This is a genomic window from Winogradskyella sp. ABM4_392, assembly GCF_056160445.1.
The window spans coordinates 57,084-73,641 of the sequence record NZ_JBSWXE010000003.1 but is presented as its reverse complement, the minus strand read 5'-3'; the positions used below and the strand labels follow the sequence as shown (position 1 = coordinate 73,641).

Annotated in this window: 19 protein-coding genes; 6 read left to right on the top strand and 13 right to left on the bottom strand. The window is 33.0% G+C overall.

The genetic code is table 11. The features are described from left to right. Positions 1-23: 23 nt before the first annotated feature. From gldF to ACXAFS_RS09055, 4 genes are all read right to left on the bottom strand, one after another. Entirely contained in the window at positions 24-746 is a 723-nt protein-coding gene (gldF, locus tag ACXAFS_RS09070; protein WP_475306486.1) for a gliding motility-associated ABC transporter permease subunit GldF, read from the bottom strand. Positions 747-845: 99 nt separating this feature from the next. Then, positions 846-1,343 (bottom strand): hypothetical protein, encoded by a 498-nt coding sequence (locus ACXAFS_RS09065; RefSeq protein WP_475306485.1) that lies wholly within the window; start codon positions 1,341-1,343, stop codon positions 846-848. Further along, positions 1,340-1,636 (bottom strand): putative quinol monooxygenase, encoded by a 297-nt coding sequence (locus ACXAFS_RS09060; protein ID WP_475306484.1) that lies wholly within the window; start codon positions 1,634-1,636, stop codon positions 1,340-1,342. Before ACXAFS_RS09060 ends, ACXAFS_RS09065 begins: the two co-directional genes overlap by 4 nt. Before the next feature lie 3 nt (positions 1,637-1,639). Further along, positions 1,640-2,476: an SAM hydrolase/SAM-dependent halogenase family protein gene (locus tag ACXAFS_RS09055; protein ID WP_475306483.1), complete on the bottom strand. Its 837-nt coding sequence runs from the start codon at positions 2,474-2,476 to the stop codon at positions 1,640-1,642. A 121-nt stretch (positions 2,477-2,597) separates the two neighbouring features. Here ACXAFS_RS09055 and ACXAFS_RS09050 point away from each other — a divergent pair, with 121 nt between their 5' ends. Beyond that, positions 2,598-3,551 carry a PhoH family protein gene (locus ACXAFS_RS09050; protein WP_076615065.1) on the top strand — a complete coding sequence of 318 codons (954 nt, stop codon included), beginning with the start codon at positions 2,598-2,600 and terminating at the stop codon, positions 3,549-3,551. Between the two features lie 172 nt (positions 3,552-3,723). Next, on the top strand, positions 3,724-4,674 hold the full coding sequence (locus ACXAFS_RS09045) for a phosphoribosylaminoimidazolesuccinocarboxamide synthase (protein WP_475306482.1): 951 nt from the start codon (positions 3,724-3,726) through the stop codon (positions 4,672-4,674). Here the strand turns inward: ACXAFS_RS09045 and ACXAFS_RS09040 are convergent, their stop codons facing one another. The 5 genes from ACXAFS_RS09040 to rlmD all read right to left on the bottom strand — a co-directional run bounded on the left by ACXAFS_RS09040 (position 4,675) and on the right by rlmD (position 9,343). After that, positions 4,675-5,883 (bottom strand): alpha/beta hydrolase-fold protein, encoded by a 1,209-nt coding sequence (locus ACXAFS_RS09040; RefSeq protein ID WP_475306481.1) that lies wholly within the window; start codon positions 5,881-5,883, stop codon positions 4,675-4,677. A gap of 100 nt (positions 5,884-5,983) precedes the next feature. Continuing rightward, positions 5,984-6,508, bottom strand: coding sequence for a DinB family protein (locus ACXAFS_RS09035; RefSeq protein WP_475306480.1), 525 nt, complete (start codon positions 6,506-6,508; stop codon positions 5,984-5,986). A gap of 62 nt (positions 6,509-6,570) precedes the next feature. Continuing rightward, a complete protein-coding gene (locus tag ACXAFS_RS09030) occupies positions 6,571-7,326 on the bottom strand; it encodes a DUF6048 family protein (RefSeq protein ID WP_475306479.1) in 756 nt (251 codons plus the stop codon). Beyond that, positions 7,292-7,888, bottom strand: coding sequence for a DUF6452 family protein (locus ACXAFS_RS09025; protein WP_475306478.1), 597 nt, complete (start codon positions 7,886-7,888; stop codon positions 7,292-7,294). Before ACXAFS_RS09025 ends, ACXAFS_RS09030 begins: the two co-directional genes overlap by 35 nt. Before the next feature lie 3 nt (positions 7,889-7,891). After that, positions 7,892-9,343: a 23S rRNA (uracil(1939)-C(5))-methyltransferase RlmD gene (rlmD, locus tag ACXAFS_RS09020; RefSeq protein ID WP_475306477.1), complete on the bottom strand. Its 1,452-nt coding sequence runs from the start codon at positions 9,341-9,343 to the stop codon at positions 7,892-7,894. A gap of 281 nt (positions 9,344-9,624) precedes the next feature. Here rlmD and rocD point away from each other — a divergent pair, with 281 nt between their 5' ends. Further along, positions 9,625-10,902, top strand: coding sequence for an ornithine--oxo-acid transaminase (gene rocD, locus ACXAFS_RS09015; RefSeq protein WP_475306476.1), 1,278 nt, complete (start codon positions 9,625-9,627; stop codon positions 10,900-10,902). Positions 10,903-10,970: 68 nt separating this feature from the next. On the opposite strand, the gene ACXAFS_RS09010 is transcribed toward rocD, so the two are convergent. Together ACXAFS_RS09010 and ACXAFS_RS09005 are read right to left on the bottom strand one after the other, a co-directional pair. Further along, positions 10,971-11,333, bottom strand: a complete 363-nt coding sequence (locus tag ACXAFS_RS09010; protein WP_475306475.1) for a CCC motif membrane protein — start codon at positions 11,331-11,333, stop codon at positions 10,971-10,973. 12 nt (positions 11,334-11,345) lie between these two features. Further along, on the bottom strand, positions 11,346-11,645 hold the full coding sequence (locus tag ACXAFS_RS09005) for a DUF2752 domain-containing protein (protein ID WP_475306474.1): 300 nt from the start codon (positions 11,643-11,645) through the stop codon (positions 11,346-11,348). Between the two features lie 88 nt (positions 11,646-11,733). Between ACXAFS_RS09005 and ACXAFS_RS09000 the strand changes: the two genes are divergently transcribed. Further along, positions 11,734-11,961: a hypothetical protein gene (locus ACXAFS_RS09000; RefSeq protein ID WP_475306473.1), complete on the top strand. Its 228-nt coding sequence runs from the start codon at positions 11,734-11,736 to the stop codon at positions 11,959-11,961. Further along, positions 11,948-12,499, top strand: a complete 552-nt coding sequence (locus tag ACXAFS_RS08995; protein WP_475306894.1) for a Smr/MutS family protein — start codon at positions 11,948-11,950, stop codon at positions 12,497-12,499. The genes ACXAFS_RS09000 and ACXAFS_RS08995 overlap by 14 nt, the downstream gene beginning before the upstream one ends. Before the next feature lie 9 nt (positions 12,500-12,508). On the opposite strand, the gene ACXAFS_RS08990 is transcribed toward ACXAFS_RS08995, so the two are convergent. Further along, positions 12,509-13,444 carry a hypothetical protein gene (locus ACXAFS_RS08990; protein ID WP_475306472.1) on the bottom strand — a complete coding sequence of 312 codons (936 nt, stop codon included), beginning with the start codon at positions 13,442-13,444 and terminating at the stop codon, positions 12,509-12,511. Positions 13,445-13,531: 87 nt separating this feature from the next. Here ACXAFS_RS08990 and ACXAFS_RS08985 point away from each other — a divergent pair, with 87 nt between their 5' ends. Then, a complete protein-coding gene (locus tag ACXAFS_RS08985) occupies positions 13,532-14,677 on the top strand; it encodes a cysteine desulfurase family protein (protein WP_475306471.1) in 1,146 nt (381 codons plus the stop codon). Here ACXAFS_RS08985 and ACXAFS_RS08980 read toward each other — a convergent pair. Next, positions 14,667-16,445, bottom strand: a complete 1,779-nt coding sequence (locus ACXAFS_RS08980) for a T9SS type A sorting domain-containing protein (RefSeq protein ID WP_475306470.1) — start codon at positions 16,443-16,445, stop codon at positions 14,667-14,669. The genes ACXAFS_RS08985 and ACXAFS_RS08980 overlap by 11 nt on opposite strands. Positions 16,446-16,558 lie beyond the last annotated feature (113 nt).

Here is a 16,558-nt window from a genome sequence, read left to right as displayed (position 1 = left end):
TATGACTAAAAAGGGTGTTATAATCATTGTTTCTGAATTCTAAGTTTTGTGAATAATAAAAACGCTAAAGCTATACTTATAAAATATATCAAATCTCTTGTGTCGATAACTCCACGACTCATACTGTTGTAATGCGCAGACATCCCAAGATTTTCCATATATACTAAATCACCAAATACATTGTAGTTTGAAAGGCCTTCGAAACCAAAATACATAAAGAAGGAGATAAATACTGCAATGATAAATGCAACAATCTGGTTGTCTGAAAGCGTAGAAGCAAACACTCCAATTGCTGTATAAGCAGCGACAAGGAACAGTAGACCAAAATAAGATCCAATGGTACTTCCCATATCTAAATTACCTTCTGGACTACCTAATTGGTAAATAGAATAAACATAAAGCAGTGTTGGGATTAATGCTAATATGATGAGAATAAAAGCACCAAAATATTTACCCAGTACAATCTGAAAATGTGAAATAGGTTTGGTGACTAATAGCTCTAAAGTACCTTGCTTTTTTTCATCACTAAAACTACGCATGGTTACAGCAGGAACTAAAAAGATAAGAATCCAAGGTGCTAATAAAAAGAATGATGATAAGCTTGCGACACCATTATTAAAAATATTAAAGTCACCTTTAAACACCCATAAAAACAAACCGTTTAATAATAAAAACACACCAATAACCAAATACCCAATTGGTGAGGCAAAGAAGGTGTTTATTTCTTTTTTTAATATTGCTAACATAAATTAGTATCTAGTAATTAGTAGAAAGTATTAAGTACAGTGGTTATGTGTTTAATCATAAATTTTTCTTTGCGATTCTGCAACTTTGCGAGCGTTTTTTTAGTAATCTAATATATTTTTTTCAATAAATTGTTTTATTAAATCAGTATCGGAAGCAATAACTTTTTTTGTGCTTAAATTAACTCTAAAGTGTGGGTAACAACTTCCTCCATCTAATACGTTTCCTATAAAGTCTTCTTTCCAATTCCCACTTTCTTTTGGTTTATTTGTTGGATTGCACATAAATAATATTTCAACAATCTTATCCAAATTATCATCATAATATGCAAAATATTGTCTTACGTAGGTATTGTGTTCTAATCTTTTCCTTCCTTCGTAACCTAATTTCTCTGCTTTCAATTTTCGAAATTGCTTAAGAATTTCAACATCACTTCTTATTAAGTTTTCTATTTGCCTAACTTCAGAATGACTTAGTTCAAAATAAGATTCATCATGATGTAGCATTTTAAAAATCACATATTCATCACCAGATATTATTCCTGTTTTATTTCCACAACTCAAAGTTAAAAACAGTAAAAAGAAAGCGATTTTTTTCATTTTAAACTTACCAGTTTATCCACACTCCAAGCTTCAGGTTTAGCATTAAACAAAGGTTTAGTTTTTGCCCAAACACTTTTAAATAAAGCTGAATGTCTGTAATTATTTAAATCATTTTCAGAATTCCAATAACTATACGTAAAAAAGATATTGGTATTGTTCTGATCACGATATAATTCTAAAAAATTACAACCTTCAAACGCTCTAATTTTAGATTTATTCGCTTCAAAATTAGCCAAGAATTCTTCAATCTTGGATGGTTCAAAACTCATTTTTACAATTCTTACTAACACTACTTAAGATTTTAAAAAGTTTACTGTTACTGTATCCATTGTTTTTAATCCCATTAGTGTAGAGGCGCTACCTACAGTGCTACAATTACTTTTATAGACCGCTATCTCCAAATAACCAGATGAATTAAAGACTACTAATCCTTTGCCTTCATCATTACGTTTAGATTCTTCAATATCAAAATTTACAATGTCACTGTATCTGTTGTGAATTTTTCTAAACTTGTGATTTCGAGCTGAGATTTCGTATTGTCGTGTTTTTTGCACTTCCTCAAAAAACTTCCTTTTAATGTTAGTAACAACATTACCATAATTATCTATGTATATAACACTACCTATAATTTGATTTTTGTCATCGTTAACAAATGGGTTCAAATTTTTAATAGGCTTAATAGTGTTAATAACTTTTCCAATTACCTCAAGTGTGCCTCCTCTTGCGATATGGCATGCTACTTTTACAAAAACATCTAGAACAGGAAAATTGGTTTCAATTTTATCATGGATATTAATTTCAACAATTTTTTCTGGCGCAATCTCCGAGCAAATCATGCTCATTATACCATTGTTGGCGCATATAAAGTAATGGTCATCTAACTTAACTGCAATATGCTTATTTTCAGGGCTTAACTCAGAATCAATTCCTATAATATGGATAGTACCTTTTGGGAAACTACTATACGCATTTAGAATAATATATGCTGCTTCAGATATATTAAATGGCGATACAGAATGTGAAACATCAACAATTCTAACTTCAGGTAATTCGCTATAAATAGCACCTTTAATCGCACCAGCAAAGTGATCTTTTTCTCCAAAATCAGTGGTTAAAGTGATAATTGCCATGGATTAATTGTTGATATTTTTTTTAGAATTGAGGTTGTAAAATTGTTAGATTTGTTTGTACACAATCGTTACACAAAACTAAGAAAAGAAAACAGATTAACACACTAAATTAATTAGCCTTTTGAACGAACTTATTCTAGAATTAGAAGAAATTACTCCAAAAGAATTCTTCGGTGCCCAAAATGCCAACATTGAACTATTAAAAAAATACTTTCCTAAACTAAAAATTGTTGCTCGAGGTAATAAAATCAAAGCCTATGGTGATGAAGATTTACTAGAGGAATTTGATACGCGAATGATGATGCTTATGAAGCATTTTGGAAAGTACAACAAGCTTGATGAAAATGTAATTGAGCGAATCTTAACAAGCAACAGTAGCGAAGATTATTCAACCTCTGCAACAAGCGGCGAAGTTATAGTGCATGGCGTAGGAGGCAAACTCATTAAGGCGCAAACAGTTAATCAAAGGAAACTGGTAGAGAGCATACGTAAAAATGATATGGTTTTTGCTATTGGACCTGCTGGTACTGGTAAGACCTACACAGGTGTGGCATTGGCTGTACAAGCTTTAAAGAGTAAGGAAGTAAAACGTATTATACTAACCAGACCTGCTGTTGAAGCAGGAGAAAATCTTGGGTTTTTACCTGGTGATTTAAAAGAGAAATTAGATCCTTATATGCAACCTTTGTATGACGCTTTACGTGATATGATTCCGCATGAAAAGTTAGAAAGCTATATAGAAAAAGGCGTGATACAAATAGCACCATTAGCTTTTATGCGTGGTCGTACGTTAGATAATGCATTTGTAATCTTAGACGAAGGTCAAAATACAACGCATGCACAAATGAAAATGTTCTTAACGCGTATGGGTAAAAACGCAAAGTTTCTTTTAACAGGCGATCCTGGTCAGGTAGATTTACCACGTCGTACCATTTCTGGTTTAAAGGAAGCTTTACTTGTTCTTAAAAATGTTGAAGGTATTGGTATGGTTTATTTAGATGACAAAGACGTCATTCGCCATAAATTAGTTAAGAAAGTCATTGCAGCCTATAAAAGTATAGAAAACAGAGATTAATTTTTATTAGGAGCATTTCCAGCTTTCCGCTGTATCTTTTTATTTGCTGACTTCGACTACGCTCAGTCACCAAATAAAAAGGATGCCGCTTCAATCTGGGCTAGGGTTCAAACTAAAAGTAATAAGCACAACAAACAAATAGCTAATACCCAAAAGCTAAAAGCTAAATAAAATGAATAACACAATTACAGACACCAATTTCAACTTTCCAAATCAAAAAAGTGTTTATAAAGGAAAAGTAAGAGAGGTTTATAATATAAACGATGAGCAATTGGTAATGATTGCTACTGATAGACTAAGTGCTTTTGATGTGGTGATGCCAAAAGGAATTCCTTATAAAGGGCAAATTCTTAATCAGATTGCCACCAAAATGATGAAAGATACTGAGGATTTGGTGCCAAATTGGTTAGTGGCAACTCCAGATCCTAATGTAGCTGTTGGTCATTTGTGTGAACCGTTTAAAGTTGAAATGGTAATTCGTGGCTATATGTCTGGTCATGCAGCCAGAGAGTACAAAGCAGGTAAAAGATTACTTTGTGGTGTGCCAATGCCAGAAGGTATGAAAGAGAATGATAAATTTCCAGAACCGATAATAACTCCGGCTACAAAAGCAGAAATGGGTGACCATGATGAAGATATCTCTCGTGAAGATATTTTAAAACGTGGCATAGTCTCTGAAGAGGATTATATAGTGTTAGAAGACTATACCAAAAAACTATTTCAACGAGGTACAGAAATTGCTGAGGAACGAGGCTTAATACTTGTTGATACAAAATACGAATTTGGGAAAACCAAGGATGGAAAAATTGTATTGATTGATGAAATCCATACACCAGATTCTTCACGTTATTTTTATGCAGACGGTTACCAAGAGCGTCAAGATAATGGTGAAGCACAAAAGCAATTGTCTAAGGAGTTTGTGCGTCAGTGGTTAATTTCTAATGGCTTTCAAGGTAAAGAAGGTCAAAAAGTCCCATTTATGAGTGATGCCTATATTGAAACTGTAAGTGAGCGTTACATTGAGTTATATGAAAACATTACTGGTGAAGCCTTTGTAAAAGCGGATGTTTCAAATATTCAGAGTAGGATAGAAGCTAATGTTTTAGAGTATTTAAAAGCATAGTTATTCCTTTTCTAACTTTTCTAGTTTCTCTCTCGAAAATGGATTTTCGTTTATAGCCAATGCTTTTTTGAAATTTTCTTTCGCTTTTTCTTTATTCTCTACCTCCAGATAATAATCGCCAAGTGAATCATAGACATTAAAACTTTTTGGGTAATAATGTATGTTCATTTCAAAAAACTGCTTGGCTAGATCATGTTTATTCATTTGCATGAGTTGATAACCCATTCCATTAATAGTTGCTTCATCAGGTTTATTTTCAAAGCCTAAAATTTCTGTTACTTTAGTGTAATGTGCCTTCATTCTGTCAACAATATCTGTATTTGGTGCCATAACATCAGCAAAACTTACTTCAAATTTATAGAAGTCGAAAGCAAATCTTAAACCATCATATGTTGTTATTAAGGGAGCTGAGCCATGATTATCATTTTCATAATATTTAGACTTAAACTTTAAAGTGTTGTTTTTAGAATTTCTTAATAAGTCTCTGGTATCAAAGACTGAATTGATATGGTCAGTCATTGGTCCCTTTTGTTTTCTAACTGAGATTGTATCCATGCCTGGCCCTAAGGTATTAGCAATACCTAAGTAAAGTGATTTGTTTTTATATATTTCACCATTAAGGTTTGAATTTTTTAAGGTGACTAAAAGAGCTTTATTGTCCCACCACATAGAAGGGTCAATAGAAATATAGCTTGTGAATAAACCTGGATTATTTTGTAGTACATCAATAACTAATAAACCACCAAAAGAATGACCAATAAACATTCTGTATGCAGATGTTGGATAATTTTTTTCAACATATGGAAATAATTCGTTCTCTAAAAACTTTACAAATTCTCTGCCACCTCCAGATTGAGAAACCATTTCTTCAGGTGCCATTGGTGGATATGGTTCAGATTTAGTAGGTGTCAAGTCTCGTGTTCGATTAGTATTGGGTATCGCAACAACCATCATATTGGGTATAATATTATTTGCAGCTAACTGTTGTGTCAAACCTACAACAGAAGTAAAATGAGCATCACCATCTAGTAAATAGATGACAGGGTAAGATTTAGAAGGAAAAGGTGGTACATGCACCATTAGTTTTCTATCTTCATTTAAAATGTCAGAGTGTAGACTATCTATTTTTCCAATAACGATATCATTTTGGCTAACAATTATATCTGATGTTAGGAATAATACAACTAAAAACAATTTTAAAATTCTCATAATTGATTGATTTAATGGCTTTAAGGTAAGTTTTTATTTTTAATATTTGATTTTAAAACTTCTTAAAGTTTGATTGAAATAAAGCGAATTATGTGAAGTGTTAGTATTTTTCTTTCAGAGTCTTAGTATGATGCTCAACATGATGTGCTGTCCACATTATAATCTCGCGAATTGGCATTTTGCCCATGAGTGGATGTGGTAGAATTAGTTTGTCTAAGTTTTTATCACTTATCTTTTTTGTTTTGTATTGTAGCTTTTTACTTTCTGTTTGTAATCGGTTGAGGATGTATTGTTTTTCATCAATCTCTGGAATCTTCATATTCCGTGAACCTTTAAACGTTTTTCCTTTAGCATCTTTTAAACGCTCGTGATATCGGTTAACAATAGTGTCGTAATCTCTAACAGATCTGTTGGCTTTTCCAAATTTATAACGGATTAAGAATTTTGGAAGGCTTAAGGCGTTATTGAGTGGAATGATACTTTGTAACAGATGTAGTGCTTGTTGCCCTTGTGTCCATTTTCCTTCAGGACCTTGTGACCAGGTTTCATTAGGTTGTTGCTCTAACCAACTGATTAACTCAGAATGCTTCGCATCTATAAGATTTGCAATTTCTTCTTTATCCATAAAAGTTGATTTTAGATAAAGAAAAGATATGGATTTTTGTTGAATGTTTAACCAGCTGTTAATTATTCTTCTTCCTTTTCCTGCACAACAACCTTGTCTTTCTTAAAGATAGGTACTAAGTAAGATAAATTAAAACCAAAGCCAACTCCAAAGCGACCACTGTCGTAGGTGCGATTAAAACCAGGTATATAAAGGTTTTCATAATCATTTGGTGCCGTTTCTGTTATTAAACCTTTGAGTTGTGCATTAATACCAGCATAGAAATTATTAAATAATTCTGCTTTTATCCCAATAATTATTTCTGCCCAAATTGCAGTTAGACCAGAGTACTCAGTACCCTCTTCTACAGTGAATTGCTGATTCCAATATTGGTTATAAACATTATAAATTTCGTAACTATTTAAGGTTTGGCTAAATGTACTGGCACCACCTCTAAAACCAACATAAATCATATTTTCCATATCTAACCAGTTTTTATAGAAGTTAAGGTCTATACCACCTTTAAAATAACTACCTTTAGTAGTGTTGCTTAGAACTTCATTTTCTAAAGTATATTCTTCATTTCCTATTTCACCAGCTAAGTAGATACGTTTTGTAAGGCGATAGTCACCCATAACCTCAAAACCAGTATAGTTGTCATCAAAAAAAGTACGAGCTAATTTACTAATATCAGCACCTAAACGCAGCCCGTATTTTTGCTTGTATATTAAAGTGTCCTTAACAGTTTTCTTATCTTCTTGTGCCATTACCATTGTAGAAAATAATAGCAACAGAATACTACTTTTAATGAAAGATGTGTACATGTACTGTGTTTTCATTTTCTACTAAAATTTCAATAATTTCTTCACTTTCTATCCATAAATCATCATCATCACCATCCGGATTTACTTCTACATCTATTAAATTAAATACACTTTTATACCCACAAGCTCTAGAGACATACTTAAATTCTGTTGTATATTCAATTTCAATAATGTCAATGTTTGAATCATTATTAGGATTATCATTTAACCTTAGATTAGTATCCTTTTCTAATATAAAACGAGATGTAGTTGTTTCTCCATCATTTGTATTTCCAATTAGAAGAGGAAGTTTAACGAAATTTGAATTTCTGTTATAAACACGTCTCTGTTGAGTATCAAAAATATCTTCTAATAAGACAGCACTAGAGTTATCTGTATCGTCTGGAATTGGTATATCAGGACTATCTCCATAGACCGTTAAACGTGTTACAGATTTTAGCTCGTCTTGTTCATCTGCGTCATAAAATTCTACAAAAAGTCTAGGTGTAGTTGGAGTGCTCTCAGCGCAGATGTCGTCGCGTTCGCAACTAATAAGTACTACTAAAAGTAATAGGAGTATAAATTTTAACTTTTTCATTAATTATTTTTCAAACAATACAACAGTTTCAATATGCGCTGTATGCGGAAATTGATCGACCAAACTTAACTTTTTTATTTGATATCCTGCAAGTAATAACTGCTCAGTATCTCTAGCTTGTGTGGCAGGATTACAAGATACATAAACCAAACGGTCTGCATTAAGGTTTATTATTTTTTTAAGGGTTTTTGGCGCAATACCAGCTCTGGCAGGATCTAAAATTATGGTACGTATCTTATTTTGATATTCTGGATGTTCTGTTAAGAATTTACCAACATCTGCAGCATAGAATTCTAAGCCTTTTATATTGTTTCGCTTTGCATTTTCTATTGCATCTTCTATAGCTGAAGCTACAATATCTACACCAACAATTTTAGTGTTATTTGCTTTACTCGCTACAATTTGTCCGATAGTTCCAGTACCACAGAAAAGATCTAAAACTACCGTATTGTCTATAGCTTCTTTATTTTCTAAAGCATAGTTAACTACTTTAGAATATAGTTTTTCGGCACATTTAGGATTAGTTTGAAAAAAGCTTTTCATGCTAATTTCAAAATTGAGGCCTAATAATTCTTCAACTATTTTATCTTTTCCATAAACTAATTGAATACTTCCTGTATTAGCTATAGTTCTGTCTCCAACCTCATCATTAATTGTGTGAAGTAAACCAGCAATTCTATCACCAAATAGTTGTACTAGATAGTTTGCAAATGCATCTAAATCAAATTGATCTAAGTCGTAAGAAGTTGTTACAAGATTAAAAAGTAGCTTATTGGTTTTGTAAGATTTTCTAACCACAAAATATCTAAAGAACCCTTCCTTTTTTGGGCCATGCCATGGTGCTAAACCAGTGTTTTTGCAGTATGCTCTAATATCTTTCAGGTGGTTTTCAACTTCAGCATCAAATAGACCAGAATCACTATTTAGATTGTCTCCACACCACCAAAGCCCTCTGCGTTTAAAGCCTAGTGTAAACTCATCCACATCTGTATTTGCTTCGCGATCAAAACCAATAGCAGAAAACCCATATTCCATTTTATTACGATAGTGAAAGGTATTTGGTGAACTTACAAATTCATCAAACTTAGTTTCTATATCTTTTACTTTACCAATACGTTTAAAAAGTTCTAGAGTACTTTGCCTCTTATACTCATGTTGTTTTTCTATAGGTAAATTAATATAAGGTGCGCCAGGAATATCTTGGTAAGGCATTTCTACTTCATCTTCAGAAGATTTTAAAACCTCTAAAAGTTTGCACTCGGCATATTTTTTACTTGACTTTTTTACCTGAGCCTTGACTAATTGTCCTGGTAAAGTATTAGGTACAAAAATTACAAATTCACCATGTCCATTTCTAATTCGGCCAATGCCTTTGCCGCCAAAAGCATAATCTTCTATTAAGATATCTAAAATTTCTCCGCGTTTTACAAACTTGTTTCGTTCTCGTCTTGGCATTAATCGTTAATTAGTCTGCAAATATAGTCGCATTTTAGTAATTGACTCAAAGAATTTGAAGGCAACTTTAGTCAAAATAATTCATAAATATTTATTAATTTGCACTCATCTAGGGATGATTTCTCTCCCACGCTGCTTTTTTAGGGCTTCACCATAACTTCTAAACATGGATGCGCAAAGTCACTAAAAGAATAAAGGTAGAGTAGGAACTCGCTAAGCGAGATTTGACATTTCATAATACTCGACTTAGTTTTTGTTTAATTTTTTTAAATATTTTGAAGATGGCTGTTTTAGACCACATTTCGTCGCAAGAAGCGATGGCACTAGAAAATAAATATGGTGCGCAAAATTATCATCCCCTACCTGTTGTACTTAGTAAAGGTGAAGGTGTTTATGTTTGGGATGTTGAGGGTAAAAAGTACTATGACTTTTTATCTGCATATTCCTCATTAAACCAAGGACACTGTCACCCTAAGATTGTTAATGCAATGGTGGAGCAAGCTCAACGACTTACATTAACTTCTAGAGCTTTTTATAATGACATGCTAGGGCGTTATGAAAAATATGCAACCGAGTATTTTAAGTTTGATAAGATGCTTCCAATGAATTCTGGTGCAGAAGCTGTAGAAACAGCTTTAAAGCTTTGTAGAAAATGGGCTTATGAGGTAAAAGGAATTGATTTAAATAAAGCAGAAATTGTAGTTTGTAAAAACAATTTTCATGGAAGAACAACAACCATTATATCATTTTCTAACGATCCTGTAGCTCGTAAAAACTTTGGTCCATATACAGACGGATTTATAAAAGTTGAATATGATAACTTAAAAGAGTTGGAAGAGGTACTTAGCACTACCCCTAATGTAGCAGGTTTTATGGTTGAACCAATACAAGGTGAAGCTGGTGTATATGTACCAAGTGAAAACTACCTAAAAGAGGCTAAAGCACTTTGCGAAAAGTATAATGTCCTTTTTATTGCGGATGAAGTGCAAACAGGGATCGCACGAACAGGTAGATTACTAGCTACCTGTGGCAATTGTACATGTGCAAAGAAAGATTGTTCTGGTACACCAGAGGTAAAACCAGACATTTTGGTTCTAGGTAAAGCATTGAGTGGTGGATTATACCCAGTATCTGCTGTAATGGCAAATAACGAAATTATGAATGTCATACAACCAGGAAATCATGGTAGTACATTTGGTGGTAATCCAATTGCAGCAGCAGTAGCAATTGCTGCATTAGAAGTAGTTAAAGAAGAAAATTTAGCTGAAAATGCTGACTTTTTAGGCAAGATATTTAGAGCAGAAATGAATAAGTACATTAAAGATAGTACTATAGTAAATTCTGTTAGAGGAAAAGGATTGCTAAATGCTATTGTGATAAATGATGATGAAGATAGCGATACAGCATGGAATATTTGCCTTAAGTTGAGAGATAATGGATTATTGGCAAAGCCAACACATGGTAATATTATAAGATTTGCGCCTCCGCTGGTAATGACTGAAGAGCAGTTGCTAGACTGTGTATCTATAATCACGAAAACTTTAAAAGAATTTGAATAACCGAATAAAGTTTTAATAAAAAAAAACCACGATAATTTATCGTGGTTTTTTTTGCTTCATTTTATTTGTTATCTACATCCAGCATTTTCAGCGGCTTCATAGATCTGTTGCATAGATTCTGCAGGTACATTAGGATTATTTTCTAACATTCCTATGTACCAATCAAAGAAAGCACAAGGGTTAACCATAGCCCATATTACAAACGCAAGACCAATAAATGATATAAACAATGATATGATTGCAAATATCCTTGCACTTTTCATTGCTGAACCGTTACTGTATGCTTCAGGTGTAGCATTGAATTTTTTAAGTTCCTGACTAGCAATTACAATTGCTATAATAGCTGCAACTGTACCAAGACCATAGGCACAACAGCATATTATTCCTATTACAGATAAAATGTAAACTAAAGTAGTGTTGAGTTTTTGCATAAATGAAGTTAATTAGTTGATAAATAGTTTTAATATATAATTAATAACAGCAGCTAAAAGTGTTAAGCCTGCTAGGCTCAATTTAATTTTTTCGCTATGTTTTATTTTTATAATCATATCAAAAATAAGGAATACAAAAAAAAGCATCATAGGATAAAGTGCAGGATACATTAAAAACGATGCCACAACATCACCTTTAAATAAAAGTGCTACAGAACGCTGAAAGCCACAGCCTATACAGTCAATGCCAAAATGTTTTTTGCTGGCACATGACAGCATGTAATCTTCTAGGCCTTTTAAAAGTATAAACATAAAGCTAATTTAATAATTTACATTTACTTTAAATAGTATTAGAATAATTGTCTTATACCTTATTTTTGTTTGAATTATTATAAAACATATGAATATTTCTAGAGTTATTAATCTTATTTGTGTAGTTGTTGGTGGTATAGTAGCTATATACGCTCAAGCAGGAGAAAAACAAAACACTTATCTTTTAATGGGAGGTATTATACTTTTAATGTTTGGTATTTACAGAACATCGCGAAATATTCCTAGTAAATACGAAAAACAGGAAGAAGAATCTTTTGTGAAATCTGAACCAATTGAAGATGATGAAGAAAGGTGATGTTGTTGAAACAATAGATGATGCCATAACAGGAACTGTTAAACACGTTTTAGGCACAGTCATTACTATTGAAGATACTAATGGTTTTGAGTTTCAGTTTGAAGAAAACGAATTAATGCTTGTGCATTCCAGCACATCTTTAGTTAATGCCATTTTGGATGCAGATATAGAGTCTGTAAAGAAAGAAAAAGAGACTTCAAAACGAAAAATTGTACCAACGGTTAAGCCAAAAGAGCGTCATGCTCCAAAGTTTGAAGTCGATTTGCACATACATCAACTTACCGATTCTACAAAAGGCATGACTAATTTTGATATGATGAATCTACAGTTGGATACTGCCAGAAGACAATTAGAGTTTGCCATTCGAAAGCGTATTCCAAAAATGGTGTTTATCCATGGAGTAGGAGAAGGCGTTTTAAGACAAGAACTCGAAACCCTTTTAGGACGTTACAATAATGTTCAGTTTTATGATGCTGACTATAAAACTTATGGTATTGGTGCTACTGAAGTTAGAATTTTTCAAAATTTAGAGCCATAAATTGTGTTGTTATTCTTCAATAACAATATCGTAAGTTAATGTTCCAAAATCTATATCTGTACCAGATAATATTTCTAAATTAGCACCAGTAACTAAAAAATTAACAGTCACAGCTCTGGTATATATATTACCTCCAATATGTTCTATTGGACCATAATTAGTGTTTTCTAAAGGGTTAAGGTAGTGAAACTCTAACTGTCCGTTAGCATCATTGTTACGGTTTGCAAGGTTTCTTGGGTTTTGGGTATCGGTACTGTCTTCATCTATCGTTGGTACTCCATCACCATCGTCATCTGCATCTAGATAATCTGGCATCATGTCTCCTCCATTGGGTAGATTGCCATCAGTATTTAATGGATTTGTCATTGGGTCATCATCATCATCTGAATCATTTAACTCGTTAATAGTTAGTACGTTGTCATTATCGTCGTCTTGGTCTTGGTAATCTGGTATGCCGTCTAAATCAAAATCATCATCAGTTAAATCTCCGTTGCCATTTCTGTCTTCGTAAATGTTTGGTATACCGTCGTTATCATCATCCACAACACTTACAGTCGCTAGTACTGTACCACCATTTTCAGCTTCGTAGTCTTCAATAATGGTTAAGTCTCCAGAAGGTATTAATTCGCAGAGTTCGTTATTGCCCAAACTTCTGTTGTAAGTCCTATATAAAAATCTAATGGATGACTCATTGATAGTAAATACAGTAGGGTCATCTACAGGTGTGGCTTCAGTAAATGGAAATTCTTCGTTAGCACCTCTTGGTATAATTAATGATAAAGACTCATTAGGATCTTCTCTGGTATCATAAATAAGAAAAGATTCTGTATTGTTGGTACATATTTCTAATTCTTTATCAAATTCTAAATCTACTGTAATAATATCACCATCATCACAGGCTGTTAAAAGTAGGAAGACAAAAATTATAAAAAAGTGGCGCATCATAAGCTTACATTTTGAACAAAAATAATGGATTTGTAAAATTATAACGTTGCATTATCTAAATAATTTTATTTGCGATATTTTTGCACTATGAAGCAAGTATATTTAGATAATGCGGCTACTACAGCTTTGCGACCAGAAGTTATAAATCGTATGGCAGAAGTTCTTGCCAATACTTACGGCAATGCATCTTCTACACATAGTTTTGGACGCTCGTCTAAAGCTTTATTGGAGCAATGTCGCAAGAATATTGCTAGCTATTTTAATGTATCAGCTTCTGAGATTGTTTTTACCTCTGGTGGTACAGAAGCAGATAATTTAGCTTTGCGTAGTGCTGTTAGAGATTTAGGTGTTACAGAAATTATTACTTCAAAAATAGAGCATCATGCGGTTTTACATACAGCAGAACAACTGCAAAAGGAATACAATGTTAAGCTAAGTTTTGTTAATCTTGATGCATGTGGAATGGTAGATTACACGCATCTTGAAAACTTGTTAAAATCATCTAATAAAGCTATTGTAAGCTTAATGCATGTAAATAATGAAATAGGGAATATCTTAGATATTGAGCATGTAGCCAAGTTATGTAAGGATAACGATGCTTTGTTTCATTCTGATTGTGTGCAGTCTGTAGGGCATTTTAAATTAGATTTGCAAGATATACCAATCGACTTTTTTGCTGCTAGTGCTCATAAATTTCATGGACCTAAAGGTGTAGGGTTCTGTTTTGTTAGAAAAGAATCTGGATTAAAACCTCTGATTTTTGGTGGTGAGCAGGAGAGAGGTCATAGAGCTGGCACAGAGTCTATTCATAATATCGTTGGTATGAACGAAGCTCTTAAAATAGCATACAATAATATTGATATTGAAAGAGAAAAAATTACTTTAATTAAAACCTACTTTATTAATCAGTTGAAAAAAGTAATTCCATCAGTAAGTTTTAATGGTGGTTGTGAGGATACTACAAAAAGTACATATACTTTAGTTAATGTCTGTTTGCCTTTAGAACCATCAAAGGCACCAATGCTTCAATTTCAATTAGATCTTAAGGGTATAGCTTGCTCAAAAGGAAGTGCATGCCAAAGTGGTAGCAGTCAGCAATCTCATGTTCTTTCAGAAATTCTTGATGAAGAAAAATTAAAGTATCCTTCTGTACGATTTTCTTTCAGTGCTTTCACAACTAAAGAAGAAATTGATTATACCGTTAATGTTCTTAAAGAAACTATCAATGCTTAATAATAATCTTTTCAGTTTTTTCTGTATTAGCTTTTGAAGTTACATTAACAATATACACACCATCACTTAAATCTATAGTTGATAATTGATAACGGTTAGATACAGAATTGTATAATTGATTGAGCATTCGTTTTCCAGCTACATCGAATACTTCAATGGTTTTTACATCTAAACCATTAGGGTTAATTACTGATAATAGGTGGTTGTTATTATCCTGGCGAATTGTTAAATCACTAACCTCAAGGTCATCAATACTCAATGCCTGTCCTGGTATAAATACTATTTCAAAACGGTCTGTATAATTACCTGGCTCTATGTTTAAGTCATAATCTTGATTTCTTAAATCAACATAAAGATTATCTTGAATATCGTGAATGTAAATACCTTGGGTATCTTCAAAATTTTGAACATCAAAGATTCTAAAACGTAATGGTTGTTGCTCTTCAATATCTACAATTAACGGAATTGTAAGTGCTTCATCAAAAGCATAGGCTTGACCGGAATATTGCTTACCATCGAGAAGAAAATAAGCATCAGTATCATAACTCTCTGAACGTTTTGGTTCTAAACCTCTATCATGTCCTGGTGTTGCAGAGTCATGAAAATTAAGAACTACTTGTCTTGTATACTGGTTTTCACCAACAGTAAAATCTACATTGATTCTAAAACGTTTATAATCTTCAGGAACTTCAGAAAGTCCATTTTCTTGATAATTTAGTCCAGGATTGGTGGTTCTAAAGAAATAACTGTCAGTTCCTTCTTTTTCATAGACTCTATGCGCATTCTTTGTTCTAACTGTTCCGGTTGTACCAGTAATTCCTTCGACCATAAAACCTTGTCCTATTGGTATATAGCGTCTGGCAAGCTTAGTTCCTGTTGCTGGTGGACCAGGAGGTAAGGAGTACATGTTATCTTGTTCATCATAAGTAAAAAATACAGCTGGTGTCGTCGTAATAACTGTTCCTGCAGGATTGATTGTATATTCAGAATAACCACCAATATAATCTTGTAATACGTGAGAAGGCACATTACCATATTGTTCCCAATAATAAAGTGTAGCTTCAATAGCATTAACGTTATCGCTATCGTGTATAAATGCAGCAGAGTCTATTGCACTTGGATAGGGATTACCAACTAGGGTAAAATCTCCTGCGGCCACAGGACTTCCAATAGTTCCATTATTAGGCTTTCCTCTAAAATCATAATCTGTATTGCCAGTTGTTGCAGTACCAGATCCTTTCATAGTAAATCCTAATCCTGGAGCTAAATCACCAGTATCACCTAAATATATCCATTGACTATACTGGTCAGAGGACACAAACGAATATAACCATCTATCTGAAATTGTTAATGGATTTGCTGTACCATTATAGCCATTTGTAAATGCACTATCATTACTATCAATTAAATCTACTGTTCCTAAGAGTGGGTCATCGAGTTGGTTAATCCTAAAATCATTATTAACTAGATTATCCGTTAATATTCCACCAACAGGAGAACACCAGTAATTATAAGACCACTGGTTTACAGTTCCATTTTGATAAACACTTAGTTCACCAATACCAGAGTTGCCTGTAGTGCCAGCACCTTGTAAAAGTTGTGCTTCACTTCTTAAATATAACTTGGCAGTAGATTCTTCGAGATTAACATCGTCCTCTACAAATAAGACTTGATCATTAACATAGACGTAGGCATTATTTCTAACACTGAGTTGTGCAGAAACCGCACTAAAACATAGCAATAGGCATGCGATGAGGGTATTTTTCATGCTTAATAAATTTACAACTATAGCTTAGTAGGGTAACCTAAAGTGAATTAGACAGTTACAAATTTATAAATTTTAAGGAATGTAAAGGAGCAATACAACGAGGATTTAAGTAG

Excerpts from the sequence above, each read along its gene's own strand:
- gldF (WP_475306486.1), bottom strand. The coding sequence starts at position 746 with ATGTTAGCAATATTAAAAAAAGAAATAAACACCTTCTTTGCCTCACCA.
- ACXAFS_RS09065 (WP_475306485.1), bottom strand. The coding sequence starts at position 1,343 with ATGAAAAAAATCGCTTTCTTTTTACTGTTTTTAACTTTGAGTTGTGGA.
- ACXAFS_RS09055 (WP_475306483.1), bottom strand. The coding sequence starts at position 2,476 with ATGGCAATTATCACTTTAACCACTGATTTTGGAGAAAAAGATCACTTT.
- ACXAFS_RS09045 (WP_475306482.1), top strand. The coding sequence starts at position 3,724 with ATGAATAACACAATTACAGACACCAATTTCAACTTTCCAAATCAAAAA.
- ACXAFS_RS09040 (WP_475306481.1), bottom strand. The coding sequence starts at position 5,883 with ATGAGAATTTTAAAATTGTTTTTAGTTGTATTATTCCTAACATCAGAT.
- ACXAFS_RS09035 (WP_475306480.1), bottom strand. The coding sequence starts at position 6,508 with ATGGATAAAGAAGAAATTGCAAATCTTATAGATGCGAAGCATTCTGAG.
- ACXAFS_RS09030 (WP_475306479.1), bottom strand. The coding sequence starts at position 7,326 with ATGAAAACACAGTACATGTACACATCTTTCATTAAAAGTAGTATTCTG.
- ACXAFS_RS09025 (WP_475306478.1), bottom strand. The coding sequence starts at position 7,888 with ATGAAAAAGTTAAAATTTATACTCCTATTACTTTTAGTAGTACTTATT.
- rlmD (WP_475306477.1), bottom strand. The coding sequence starts at position 9,343 with ATGCCAAGACGAGAACGAAACAAGTTTGTAAAACGCGGAGAAATTTTA.
- rocD (WP_475306476.1), top strand. The coding sequence starts at position 9,625 with ATGGCTGTTTTAGACCACATTTCGTCGCAAGAAGCGATGGCACTAGAA.
- ACXAFS_RS09010 (WP_475306475.1), bottom strand. The coding sequence starts at position 11,333 with ATGCAAAAACTCAACACTACTTTAGTTTACATTTTATCTGTAATAGGA.
- ACXAFS_RS09005 (WP_475306474.1), bottom strand. The coding sequence starts at position 11,645 with ATGTTTATACTTTTAAAAGGCCTAGAAGATTACATGCTGTCATGTGCC.
- ACXAFS_RS09000 (WP_475306473.1), top strand. The coding sequence starts at position 11,734 with ATGAATATTTCTAGAGTTATTAATCTTATTTGTGTAGTTGTTGGTGGT.
- ACXAFS_RS08995 (WP_475306894.1), top strand. The coding sequence starts at position 11,948 with ATGAAGAAAGGTGATGTTGTTGAAACAATAGATGATGCCATAACAGGA.
- ACXAFS_RS08990 (WP_475306472.1), bottom strand. The coding sequence starts at position 13,444 with ATGATGCGCCACTTTTTTATAATTTTTGTCTTCCTACTTTTAACAGCC.
- ACXAFS_RS08985 (WP_475306471.1), top strand. The coding sequence starts at position 13,532 with ATGAAGCAAGTATATTTAGATAATGCGGCTACTACAGCTTTGCGACCA.
- ACXAFS_RS08980 (WP_475306470.1), bottom strand. The coding sequence starts at position 16,445 with ATGAAAAATACCCTCATCGCATGCCTATTGCTATGTTTTAGTGCGGTT.